This is a genomic window from Shewanella electrodiphila (assembly GCF_023283985.1).
Taxonomy (GTDB): domain Bacteria; phylum Pseudomonadota; class Gammaproteobacteria; order Enterobacterales; family Shewanellaceae; genus Shewanella; species Shewanella electrodiphila.
Window position 1 is genome coordinate 153,749 of the sequence record NZ_JAKIKU010000009.1, and the last position, 12,320, is coordinate 166,068.

General features: G+C 38.3%; 12 protein-coding genes and 2 tRNA genes. 8 read left to right on the forward strand and 6 right to left on the reverse strand.

Annotated elements, in window-relative coordinates:
- Nucleotides 1-1,341: 1,341 nt before the first annotated feature.
- From L2737_RS16270 to L2737_RS16280, 3 genes are all read right to left on the reverse strand, one after another.
- Nucleotides 1,342-1,418 (reverse strand) — tRNA-Val (locus L2737_RS16270).
- 26 nt (nucleotides 1,419-1,444) lie between these two features.
- Nucleotides 1,445-1,521: transfer RNA gene (locus tag L2737_RS16275), tRNA-Val, on the reverse strand.
- A 204-nt stretch (nucleotides 1,522-1,725) separates the two neighbouring features.
- Entirely contained in the window at nucleotides 1,726-3,096 is a 1,371-nt protein-coding gene (locus L2737_RS16280) for an MATE family efflux transporter (RefSeq protein WP_248956411.1), read from the reverse strand.
- Nucleotides 3,097-3,126: 30 nt separating this feature from the next.
- Here L2737_RS16280 and L2737_RS16285 point away from each other — a divergent pair, with 30 nt between their 5' ends.
- Nucleotides 3,127-3,780: a riboflavin synthase subunit alpha gene (locus L2737_RS16285; RefSeq protein ID WP_248956412.1), complete on the forward strand. Its 654-nt coding sequence runs from the start codon at nucleotides 3,127-3,129 to the stop codon at nucleotides 3,778-3,780.
- Nucleotides 3,781-3,811: 31 nt separating this feature from the next.
- On the opposite strand, the gene L2737_RS16290 is transcribed toward L2737_RS16285, so the two are convergent.
- Entirely contained in the window at nucleotides 3,812-4,012 is a 201-nt protein-coding gene (locus L2737_RS16290) for a CPXCG motif-containing cysteine-rich protein (RefSeq protein ID WP_102527293.1), read from the reverse strand.
- Between the two features lie 356 nt (nucleotides 4,013-4,368).
- On the opposite strand from L2737_RS16290, the gene thrS reads away from it, so the two are divergent.
- The 5 genes from thrS (at nucleotide 4,369) to L2737_RS16315 (ending at nucleotide 8,155) form a co-directional block, all read left to right on the forward strand.
- Nucleotides 4,369-6,297: a threonine--tRNA ligase gene (thrS, locus tag L2737_RS16295; protein WP_248956413.1), complete on the forward strand. Its 1,929-nt coding sequence runs from the start codon at nucleotides 4,369-4,371 to the stop codon at nucleotides 6,295-6,297.
- A 3-nt stretch (nucleotides 6,298-6,300) separates the two neighbouring features.
- A complete protein-coding gene (infC, locus tag L2737_RS16300; protein ID WP_102527295.1) occupies nucleotides 6,301-6,843 on the forward strand; it encodes a translation initiation factor IF-3 in 543 nt (180 codons plus the stop codon).
- Nucleotides 6,844-6,931: 88 nt separating this feature from the next.
- Nucleotides 6,932-7,126 carry a 50S ribosomal protein L35 gene (rpmI, locus tag L2737_RS16305; RefSeq protein WP_055023949.1) on the forward strand — a complete coding sequence of 65 codons (195 nt, stop codon included), beginning with the start codon at nucleotides 6,932-6,934 and terminating at the stop codon, nucleotides 7,124-7,126.
- 18 nt (nucleotides 7,127-7,144) lie between these two features.
- Nucleotides 7,145-7,504: a 50S ribosomal protein L20 gene (gene rplT, locus L2737_RS16310; RefSeq protein ID WP_012325107.1), complete on the forward strand. Its 360-nt coding sequence runs from the start codon at nucleotides 7,145-7,147 to the stop codon at nucleotides 7,502-7,504.
- 108 nt (nucleotides 7,505-7,612) lie between these two features.
- On the forward strand, nucleotides 7,613-8,155 hold the full coding sequence (locus L2737_RS16315; protein ID WP_248956414.1) for a GNAT family N-acetyltransferase: 543 nt from the start codon (nucleotides 7,613-7,615) through the stop codon (nucleotides 8,153-8,155).
- Between the two features lie 42 nt (nucleotides 8,156-8,197).
- Here L2737_RS16315 and trxB read toward each other — a convergent pair whose 3' ends face one another.
- Together trxB and msrA are read right to left on the reverse strand one after the other, a co-directional pair.
- Nucleotides 8,198-9,148: a thioredoxin-disulfide reductase gene (gene trxB, locus L2737_RS16320; RefSeq protein ID WP_248956415.1), complete on the reverse strand. Its 951-nt coding sequence runs from the start codon at nucleotides 9,146-9,148 to the stop codon at nucleotides 8,198-8,200.
- Between the two features lie 157 nt (nucleotides 9,149-9,305).
- Complete coding sequence (gene msrA / locus L2737_RS16325; RefSeq protein ID WP_248956416.1) at nucleotides 9,306-9,785, reverse strand: peptide-methionine (S)-S-oxide reductase MsrA; 480 nt, start codon at nucleotides 9,783-9,785, stop codon at nucleotides 9,306-9,308.
- A gap of 174 nt (nucleotides 9,786-9,959) precedes the next feature.
- On the opposite strand from msrA, the gene astE reads away from it, so the two are divergent.
- Nucleotides 9,960-10,991: a succinylglutamate desuccinylase gene (gene astE, locus L2737_RS16330; protein WP_248956417.1), complete on the forward strand. Its 1,032-nt coding sequence runs from the start codon at nucleotides 9,960-9,962 to the stop codon at nucleotides 10,989-10,991.
- A 150-nt stretch (nucleotides 10,992-11,141) separates the two neighbouring features.
- Nucleotides 11,142-12,320 (forward strand): thiamine pyrophosphate-dependent dehydrogenase E1 component subunit alpha, encoded by a 1,179-nt coding sequence (locus tag L2737_RS16335; protein ID WP_102527300.1) that lies wholly within the window; start codon nucleotides 11,142-11,144, stop codon nucleotides 12,318-12,320.

A 12,320-nucleotide genomic window follows, 5' to 3' on the forward strand; every position in this document is an offset into this window, starting at 1 on the left:
CAATTTAGAAAGCTATAATTGAGTTAGCTGTTTTGCCTTTCTATATTTATTGATTTCAAGTCCAATATCTTCACGATTAGCCATAGTTCTTCCTTCTGTTAGCTAAATAGCTAACAATCCAAGTGATGTGAGAAGTTATCCATATGACTAACTGGTTTAATTTGTAATGGTCTAAAAAACATTAAGTGATTTTTAATGAGCCATTGTTTAGCAGGCTCAGAAAGCAGAAATAATCATGTTCGTAAACATAGACTGGATGCGGTACTGATGAGCAACTCATGTATTCATAGAATTTTTTAAAGTAATCATCTGGAAGACCTGATGGGTTAACAACGGGAAAATAACATCAGGTAGTCGAAATGGCTTGAGTTGTGGTTGAGCTTTTTTTGTTAATTGTCATGATGCGCTCCATGTATGAGATTATAAATTCACTTTCAATTTTTTATTTCTATAACTTTGAAAATAATTTAACGTTTAGCTAGTTTGGAAAATCGAGGGTACTGAAATGAATTAAATTCCCATTGAAAACTTTTGTCCTTTCCCTAGTCATAATCGTCAACGAGATATTCGCCTTTGATTAAATCTTTTTTACGCGAGATGATTAATCTCTTGCCTAGGTGCAATAGCTTCTAGTTTTTGATTAATGTAATGGTCTGTACTGAAGGTTCTTTTTCAAGCAATGGCACCACATGCTGTTTCAAAAGAACATTAAGAGGATACTTTTTAGTCGCGTATTGGCTCAGTAGTTTGGTTATGTCGTATTGGCCAGCATAAATTCGTCTTGCTGTAAGGGAAGAAAATCCGCCTTATCCGCGGCAGAGTATTAGGTCTGTTTAGGTTTTTACGAAAAGACATTTATAGATTAGCTGTGGTTGGCTTATGAATTTTTCAGGCTAAAAAATCTCTCAAGAATTATGTTTGCCTAAAGATTACTAAAACCGGACAAGCTAATTGTCGCCTATTAACCGATTAACAAAATTAATAAATATGAAGATGCCGGTTCAGTACGTCTTGAAGAATTAAGTGGTTATTTTAAATTATCATAAAACTTACTTCTTAGTTTTTCTTTAGCACAGGATTCGGTGGTGGTCATTTCTCTGTTGAGAAATAAAAGCTGTTAAAAATTATCCTGGCACAAAGTGGGCACAAGTTTATTTTTAGTGTTTTAGTTAGAGGTTTTGTATCAAACAAACTAACTAATATAGATATTCACTTGTTTTCATTATTTGAATTTAGAAGATAAAATTAGAGGATGGTGACACAACAATATTTAAACAAGGCACAAAGGAGGTATGTTATGGGATTTAACTTTGGGGTATATACAAGAGTTTAGAATAGAAATGGTACAACCGAGTGGATTCGAACCACCGACCCCTACCATGTCAAGGTAGTGCTCTAACCAACTGAGCTACGGTTGTATTATGTTTAGCAATCTTAAAAGAGATGGTACAACTGAGTGGATTCGAACCACCGACCCCCACCATGTCAAGGTGGTGCTCTAACCAGCTGAGCTACAGTTGTATTGTTTCAAGAAAACAAATTCATGTAATCTTTGGAACGAGCGATATATTACGGTATACAGAGACTGATGCAAGTAAAAAAACTAAAAAAGTGTTCGAGTGGTGATTTGCTGTTCACATTGAACTTAATAACAGCATATAAGCTTAAATATTCGTAGCTTATATGCTGAAAATTAATTTATTGGTTTTTAACTCTTAACCTTTATCAGCTGTGATCAGAAATAACCGCTTTTAATTTTCCTGAAGTTTGTATGTATCGCAGTCTTATGGCAAAAAGGATTGCAGCACTGGTTAATCCTGCGATTAAGCCAATCCAGAAACCATGAGCGCCCATCGCAGGGACAATCAAATCTGTTCTTGCCAAGGTATAGCCTAATGTCATTCCTATAGCCCAATAGGAAACCAAGGTAATATAGAACGCACTCTGAGTATCTTTATATCCTCTTAATGCCCCCGCTGCGACGACTTGAATAGAGTCAGACAACTGATACAAGGCAGCTAAGAACATCAAACTACCCGCTAAGGCGACAACCTCAGGATTATTATTATAAAGCAGCGCAATTTGGGTTTTGAACAAGACGGTAATTACTGCAGTGAATACAGCTAATGAAAACGCGATAAATAGGCCAATTTTTGTTACCAAGTTACTGATCTCAAGCTTATCTTGACCAAGGTAGTAGCCCACGCGAATTGAAACGGCAATACCTATTGATAATGGCAACATAAATACGATAGAAGAAAAGTTAAGTGCAATTTGATGACCTGCTACCACTGTTGCGCCTAAAGGGGCTAACAGAAGGGCAATTACTGCAAATAAGCTAACTTCAAAAAACAATGCCATCGCAATCGGCATACCATGTTTAGTCATTTCCCAAATGGTTTTCCAGTTTGGCTTGTTCAATGTACTAAAAGGCGCGATTTGTTTAAACTTTTGATGAAACTGCATGTAAATCATCATAGCAATGAGCATTGCCCAGAACACTAAAGCTGTTGCAATACCACAACCTGCGCCGCCCATGGCTGGAACGCCAAAGTGTCCATATATAAATATATAGTTAGCGGGAATGTTGACAGCTAAACCCACAAAACCAATCACCATGGTAGGTAATGTATAGGATATGCCTTCAGAGCAACCTCTTAAAATTTGATAAAAGATGAACGCAGGTACACCCCACATAAAACCATGTAGGTATCCTGCACTTAAGTCTGCTAATTCAGGGTCCAGCTCCATCATTGTAAAAATGGTTTTAGAAAATGAGAGGAACAGCAAAACACCTATAGTACCTATTATGGCAATATAAAAAGCTTGCGACATTAATGGCTGTATTGCTTTCGGGTTATTCGCACCATGGTGGTGGGCAAATACAGGTGTAAATGCGAGAATAAGACCTTGTACAAAAAGTAATGCTGGTAACCATAAACTGGTTCCAATTGCGACAGCAGCCATATCGACAGCACTGACTCTGCCAGCCATTACAGTATCGATAAACCCCATCATTGTTTGGGTAAGTTGTGCAATTAATACTGGCAATGCCAGTTGTATTAATTTTTTGGCCTGAAAGCCTGTGTGATTCATTAGAAAACCTTTTAACTAACGAGTGAAAATATGTTTACTGGTATCGTGCAAGCCACATGTGATGTGGTTTCGATTAAAGAGCAAAGCGGTTTAAAAACGTTTGAAGTCAAAATTCCAGAAGAGCTGCAACAAGGTTTAGAAACCGGTGCGAGTGTTGCAAATAATGGCGTATGTTTAACTGTCACTAAACTCGAGAATGATAGAGTTTATTTTGATGTAATGGAAGAGACGTTACAGGTTACAAACCTAAATTTTGTTGAGCCAGGTAGCAAAGTTAATATAGAGCGGTCATTAACCTTCGGTAAAGAGATAGGCGGTCACATTTTATCTGGCCATATTCATGCTATGGCAACCATAACCGAAGTAAGTGAAACAGACTCACATTATAATCTCACCCTAAGTGTTCCTGAAAAGTGGATGGATTATATTTTTTATAAAGGCTTTGTGGGTGTTAATGGTTGCAGTTTAACCGTTGGAGAATTGAAGAATAATCAATTTAAACTGCACCTTATTCCTGAAACACTTAAATTGACTAATTTAAGTGACTGTATCATTGGTGATAAAATTAACATCGAAATTGACAGCCAAACACAAGTAATAGTCGATACTGTTGAGCGTATTCTTGCCAAAAAAGCATTAACGAATATCGACCTAGCTAATCTAATCAAATCAAATAACACTTAACCCAAGACATTAAGATGAATAGCTTTAATTATTAATAAAGCTGTTCATCGTCAGAATCTATAAAGAGTTGAATTGTTCGATTAGAATCATTCACTTGTAGTCGCATGTGGATTGAATTACAGCAAATACGGCAATCATCATAATATTCCTGATCCCCTAAACTGGTGTCGATATGCACATGTTGGTTATGTCCGCAGTGTGGACAGCTAATTATTTTACTCACTAAATTCATACAAACTCCTTGATGACTTGAATAAGTGTGTATCTGATAAATCCGTTTCTTTCGTCAGTAATTATAGTTGACTCTAGTCAATGTCAATTGACTTTAATGACTAAAGCTTCAGTCAATTTAATTCCATTTAAGAAGGAATATTTTAATCAATACCTTAAATAACAAAAAAAGTGTCAATATTGTAGATTAACACTAGCGCATCACTTGCTTGCAAAAGTGCTTTTCACATACAATGCAACTTCATGCCACTATCAGCTCAGGCTCCTGTAATGTCTGTAGTTTGGTGGCATTTCTTTTATTTATTATTTATTACCAAGTGGCCCTACGTGTGGGTCACCACTGGATAAGGAAATTTAATGCCAATTATTACATTGCCTGATGGCAGCAAACGCGAGTTTGCAGATTCTGTTTCAACGTTAGATGTCGCTGCAGACATCGGTCCTGGTTTAGCTAAAGCATGTATTGCTGGTCGCGTAAACGGCGAGTTAGTCGATGCTTGTGACTTAATAACCACAGATTCAGAGCTTTCAATCATTACGGCTAAAGATGAAGAGGGTGTTGAAATCCTTCGCCATTCTTGTGCACATTTACTTGGCCATGCAATTAAGCAAATGTGGCCAGAAACAAAAATGGCTATTGGTCCAGTTATCGATAATGGTTTTTACTATGACATCGATTTAGACCATAAATTAACTCAAGAAGATATTGATGCTCTTGAGAAACGCATGACTGCGTTAGCAAAGACAAATTACAGTGTTGTTAAGAACGTTGTTTCTTGGCAAGAAGCCCGCGATACTTTCGAATCACGTGGTGAAGAGTACAAAATTGCCATCTTAGATGAAAACATCAGTAAAGATGCAACACCGGCTTTATATCACCATGAAGAATATGTTGATATGTGTCGTGGCCCACACGTACCTAATATGAAATTCTGCCAACACTTTAAGTTAATGAGTGTTGCAGGTGCATACTGGCGTGGTAATTCAGATAATAAGATGCTGCAACGTGTATACGGAACAGCATGGGCTGATAAAAAAGCATTAAAAGTACATTTAAACCGTCTTGAAGAAGCGGCAAAACGTGACCACCGTAAAATTGGTAAACAGCTAGATCTTTACCATATGCAAGAAGAAGCGCCAGGAATGGTATTCTGGCATAACGATGGTTGGAGTTTGTACCTAGAGTTAGAGAAGTTCATTCGACAAAAACTAGGTCAATACACTTACCAAGAAGTTAAAGGTCCATTAATGATGGATCGTAACTTATGGGAACGTTCAGGCCATTGGGATAAGTATGCAGATGCGATGTTCACGACTAACAGTGAAAACCGTGAATATGCAATTAAACCTATGAATTGTCCTGGTCATGTTCAGATCTTTAACCAAGGTCTTAAATCATACCGTGATTTACCACTTAAAATGGCAGAGTTTGGTTGTTGTCATCGTAATGAGCCATCAGGATCATTGCATGGACTAATGCGTGTTCGTGGATTCACCCAAGATGATGCCCACGTATTCTGTACTGACGCACAAGTTCAAGAACAAGTGAGTGAATGTATCCAAATGGTATACGACACTTACGGCAGTTTCGGCTTTAGCAATATCGTCGTTAAATTATCAACTCGTCCTGAAAAACGAATTGGTGATGACGATATGTGGGATAGAGCTGAAGAAGCATTAAAGCAAGCACTTGTTGCTAACGAAATTGAATTCGAGATTTTAACAGGTGAAGGTGCCTTCTATGGTCCAAAAATCGAATTTACACTTCATGACTGTTTAGACCGTGCATGGCAGTGTGGTACTGTGCAATTAGATTACGCATTACCATCTCGTCTTGGGGCAACTTATGTTGCTGAAGACAACACGCGTCAAACGCCAGTTATGATCCATAGAGCTATTTTAGGGTCTCTTGAACGTTTCTTAGGTATTCTAATTGAAGAATACGCAGGTAAATTCCCAACATGGCTTGCACCTGTGCAAGTAATTGTTATGAATATTACAGACAAACAGTCTGATTATGTTGACGAAATTGTTAAATCTTTCAAAGAAAGTGGCATTCGTGCATCTAAAGACTTGAGGAATGAGAAAATAGGCTTTAAAATACGTGAACATACGTTAAAGCGTGTACCTTATTTATTGGTCGTCGGCGATCAAGAAATGGAAAATAAGGAAGTTGCGGTAAGAACACGTGATGGTATCGATTTAGGCAAAATGAAAATCAATGATTTCAATGCCAAGATACAAGAACAAATTTCTAGCCGTAGTCTATTATTGTTGGAGGAATAGGTCATAAAGATCAAGAGAGCAGCAGGGCGACAGCCAGCCCCTAATCGTATTAACGATGAAATCACTGGCGTACCAGAAGTTCGTTTATCGGATATTGATGGTGAGGCAGTTGGAATCGTTAGTATTTCACAGGCACAGGAATTAGCTGATGAAGCAGGTGTAGACCTGGTTGAAATCAGTCCTAATGCTGAGCCACCTGTCTGTCGCATAATGGACTACGGTAAGTTCCTTTTTGATAAGGCTAAAGCCCAAAAGGAACAAAAAAAGAAGCAGAAACAGGTCCAGCTGAAGGAAATAAAATTCCGTCCTGGCACTGATGAAAACGACTATCAGGTAAAACTACGCAACCTGATTCGTTTTCTTGAAGATGGGGACAAAGCGAAGATTACGCTGCGTTTCCGTGGTCGCGAAATGGCACACCAAAGCTTAGGTATGGATCTTTTGAACCGTATCAAAGCAGATTTGGAAACATATGCTGTTGTTGAATCTTTCCCGAAAATGGAAGGTCGACAAGCAGTTATGGTCCTCGCACCTAAAAAGAAATAGTAGGGCAACCCACTAAAAAGTAGCAAAGTCCTTTTGAGGATTTTGCTCGCCTTACGTTTTATTAATGTCCCAATGCGGAGTTTTAGCAATGCCTAAAATGAAAACAGATAAGGGTGTTCAAAAGCGCTTCAGAAAAACCGCTAATGGTTTCAAGCGTAAACAAGCACACTTACGTCATATTTTGACAAAGAAGAGCACTAAGCGTAAACGTCACTTACGTGCTAAATGTTTAGTTGCAAAGTCTGATGTGCCAGCAATCGCACGTCAACTACCATACGCTTAATTAAAGGAGATATGAACAATGCCTAGAGTTAAGCGTGGTGTAACCGCTCGTGCTCGTCACAAGAAAGTACTTAAATTAGCCAAAGGTTATTACGGAGCTCGCTCACGTACTTACCGTGTTGCTGTTCAAGCAGTAACTAAAGCTGGTCAATATGCTTACCGTGACCGTCGTCAAAAGAAACGTCAATTCCGTCAACTTTGGATTGCACGTATCAATGCGGCTTCTCGTCAAAATGGTCTTTCTTATAGTCGTTTCATTAACGGCCTTAAAAAAGCATCAATCGAAATCGATCGTAAGATTTTGGCTGACATCGCTGTATTCGACAAAGTTGTATTTACAACTTTAGTTGAAAAAGCAAAAGAAGCTTTAGCTAAGTAATTAGTTAAAATGCTTTAAAAAAGGAGCCTTCGGGTTCCTTTTTTTATGCCTATAATTTACGGTATCTTATTGTTAGCCTTAAACAATCATTATTAACGGAATACCACGATGACTGTAATTACTACAGAACGCCTTACTATCTCACTTATGACACTTAATGATGCGGATTTATTATTTGAATTGGATCAAAACCCTGTTGTGATGAAATATATCAATGGCGGTAAAAAAACAACTCAACAAGAAATTGATGAGGTTTTTATTCCACGCTTAGCCAGTTACCTTAACCCTGTTAAAGATTGGGGGCTTTGGAAAGTATTTTTAAATGATAAACAATTTGCAGGTTGGATTTTGATTAGACCAATGGGCTTTTTTACAGAGTCGCCTGAGTTTAACAATATCGAAATTGGTTGGCGATTTAAACAAGAAACTTGGGGTAAAGGAGTTGCAACCGAAAGTGCCACAGCGGTCATTAAACACATTGTATCTCATCAACAAAATGTGAAAAAGTTTTCCGCTATCGCTGATAAACACAATAGCGCTTCAATAAACATAATGGTTAAATTAGGTATGACATACCAAAAGACAATTGTGCACCCAGATGTCGATGGCGAAGTAGATGTAGTTTTATACTCAATGGATTCGACACAATAAAAAAGCCAGCATTCGCTGGCTTTATCTTAATACATAACGCGCTTATTGAGCATCAAGGAATCGTTCAGCATCCAAAGCTGCCATACAACCTGAACCTGCTGATGTAATCGCTTGACGGTAATGTTGATCCATAACATCACCACAGGCATAAATACCTTCAATGCTGGTTTGTGTTGCATTACCTTGTAAACCACTATTAACCGTAATGTAGCCGTGATTCATATTCAGTTGATCATTAAAAATACCAGTATTAGGGCTATGACCAATTGCAATGAATACACCTGCAACTTCTAGAGACGAAATAGACCCGTCTTTAGTGCTCTTCATATTCAAACCAGTAACGCCCATATTATCACCAGTCACTTCATCAAGCGTTTGATCTAAGTGAAGGATAATATTTCCGTTTGCCACTTTGTCCATCAGTCGATTAATTAGAATCTTTTCTGAGCGGAAAGTGTCACGGCGATGAATTAAATGAACTTCTGATGCGATGTTACTTAAGTAAAGTGCTTCTTCAACAGCGGTATTACCGCCGCCAACAACGGCTACTTTCTGGTTACGATAAAAGAAACCGTCACAAGTTGCACATGCTGATACACCTCGCCCCATAAATGCTTCTTCAGAAGGCAAACCTAAATATTTAGCAGAGGCTCCAGTTGCGATAATTAGTGCATCACAAGTAAATTCGCCGTTGTCACCTTTTAATTTAAAAGGGCGCTCACTAAAATCGACTTCATTAATGTGATCAAAAATGATTTCAGTTTCAAATTTTTCTGCGTGCTGTTGCATTCTTTCCATTAAAACAGGACCGGTTAAACCTTCAGCATCACCTGGCCAGTTTTCAACTTCTGTTGTTGTGGTCAATTGACCGCCTTGCTGCATACCAGTGATCATGACTGGTTTTAAATTCGCACGAGCGGCATAAACTGCAGCAGTATAACCAGCAGGACCTGAACCTAAGATAAGTAGGTTAATATGACGAGCTTGACTCATTTTTGTATTTCTCCGTATTCATGCCTTAAGCAATTTGCATGGATTGTAGGGAATTTAACGGATGGGGTAAAGTGCAGAACTGTCTAAGATATAGATTGTATTAATCGCTTTTGTATAAAAAAGGCACCAATACAAGTGCCTTAAGTCATTTCATAAACTAATAACTAATATGACAGCTTGGTAACTCATTCTTCTCTATGTAATTTTGATGATATTCTTCAGCAGGGTGGAACTGCTGAATTGGGACAATTTCAGTTACAATATGCTTAGTTCCCCATTTACCACTGCGTGCTAGATCAAGTTTGGATTTTTCAGCAGCGTCTTTTTGAATTTTACCATGAAAAAATACAGCACTGCGATACTGATTACCAATATCGCCACCTTGTCTATTCAGAGTGGTTGGGTTGTGATTTTGCCAGAACACTTCCAAAAGCTCTTGGTATGAAACAATTGATTCATCAAACTCTACTTGAACGACTTCAGCATGACCTGTTGTGCCTGTTTTGACTTCTTCATAACTCTGAAACTGATCTCTTCCGCCCATGTAGCCGCATTGTGCATTGGTAACACCATCTACTTGTTTGAAAAAATATTCAACACCCCAAAAACAGCCTGCACCAAATGTTGCTAAAGTCATACTCACATCCATAAAGAAGTCTAGATGGCTAAAATTATATTTGTTCTGAATGAGAATGCAAGTAAAGTTTTACACTATGTTAATTGTCCCTTAACGTCAGCTTCCACTTGTTGTGTTAGAATCAACATCTGTTATTGAAACCAATTTCGTTTTACCGTTTTTCAAGGAGTCTTCGTGTTTCAACAATTAATGGAAGAAAAAGATTTTTTAGCGTTCACTTTAGCTAACATCGATAAAGTCATTACCTCACACAGTTTCACCTTATCTAATCAAACAATAGTCAAAATACATGATAACGGTGTCATCAGCTTTACTCCTGCAACAGGTTCTACTAAGGATATTGTTTTATCGTGTGCCATTCATGGGAACGAAACTGCGCCTATTGAGATTTGTAATGACTTAATCCAAGCGTTACTTAATGAACAAATACAGACAGAACACAGAGTATTATTTTTAATTGGCAACCCAGATTCCATTTTAACTGAAACCCGTTTTGTAGAAGAAAACATGAACAGGTTATTTAGCGGCGCGCATTCAAAAGGTGAAGGGCTTTGCAACAAGGAAAGAGTTCGCGCTAAAGCATTGGAGGGTTATGTAAGCAATTTTTTCCTCGATAATCACGTATCACAACGTATTCATTATGACTTGCACACAGCGATTAAGCCTTCAAAACACGAAAAATTTGCGATATATCCTTATCGACCAGGACGTAGTTTTAGTGCTGAACAAATTATGTTTCTTGCTGGTTGCGATGTGGACACCATTTTATTTCATCACGAACCGACAACGACATTTAGCTATTATTCGTCAGAACAATTTAAAGCCGACGCTTTCACCGTAGAGCTTGGAAAGGTGATGCCGTTTGGTCAAAATGAAATGAGTAAGTTTGCTAATACGCGCAAAATGCTAAATCACTTGATAACCAAGCAGCAAGTATCAGTTGCTGAATTCAACAGCGACCGGCTTAACTTGTATAAAGTGTCTCGTTCAGTAAATAAGCACTTCGACGATTTTACATTCGCATTTCCAAAAGCCACGGTTAATTTTACCGGCTTTAAGCAAGGTGAAGTATTAGCAACTGAAGGCGGAAAAGAAATTTTAATTGAATATCCGTATGAAGCTATCGTTTTTCCAAATGAAAATGTACCTGTTGGTCAGCGCACGGTATTATGCTTAATACCAGCTCCTAACGAAGATATTCAGTAATTTGTAAAGCTAGATATACAAATTAAATGAGAAGTTATTCACTAGATGGGATGAACATTAGTTGATCGCTAGTTTACGTTAACGTAATGTTCGTTCGCATAGTATAAATTAAGCTTTATTTTATAAGGCCTCACATAATAAGAGCACAATATGAGCAACGCACCACTGAATAATGAAACAGTGCATCGTGTCAGCTTCTTAGACAAAGCTTCATTGCACATTCCTATTTTAAAAATTCTTCAAGCTGATGGTACGACATACGAAAATGCCGTCATGCCAGTGATAGATAAAGCACTCGCTGAGCGAATTCATGATACTTGTGTTTTTACCCGAGTATTAGATGAACGTATGCTAAGTGCGCAAAGACAAGGTCGTATCAGTTTTTATATGACATGTACTGGTGAGGAAGCATCAATTATCGGAAGTACAGCCGCGTTAGATGATGGCGATGTAATTCTTGCTCAGTATCGCGAACATGCCTCATTACGGTACCGTGGTTTTACTACTGAACAATTTATGAATCAGATGTTCAGTAATGAAAAAGATTTAGGTAAAGGTCGTCAAATGCCGATTCATTACGGTAGTAACGAGCTAAATTACCAAACGATTTCATCTCCACTTGCAACACAAATTCCACAGGCAACTGGCGTTGCACATGCTTTCAAATTACAAGGTAAACGTAACGTAGCCATTTGTTACTTTGGTGAAGGCGCAGCATCAGAAGGGGACTTTCATGCAGGTTTGAATATGGCTGCAGTGTTAAAATCTCCAACGATATTTTTCTGTCGTAATAATGGTTATGCCATTTCAACGCCTACTGAAGAACAGTTTGCCGGTAATGGCATTGCTAGTCGTGGTGTGGGTTACGGTATGCATACCATTCGTGTTGATGGTAATGACATGTTAGCTGTGCTTGCTGCAACTCAACAAGCTCGCGCGCACGCGCTTGAACACAATGCACCTGTATTAATCGAAGCAATGACATATCGCTTAGGTGCGCATTCATCATCGGATGATCCTTCTGGTTATCGTTCGAAAGAAGAAGAAGCGAAATGGGAACAACATGACCCAGTTAAACGCTTCAAGCTTTGGATGATCAATAAAGATTGGCTTAATGAAGCTGATGATGCAGCACGTTATGAGAAATATCGTGAGGAAGTACTTAGCGCCGTTAAAGTGGCTGAAAAAGTGCCTTTACCACACATTGATGGTTTGATTACAGACGTACTGGATAAGCCTACACCTGTTTTAGAAAAGCAGCTTGCAGAGCTCAAACAACATATTAAGAAATATCCAAAGTCGTATCCTAAAAGCGCAGGGAGAATTTAA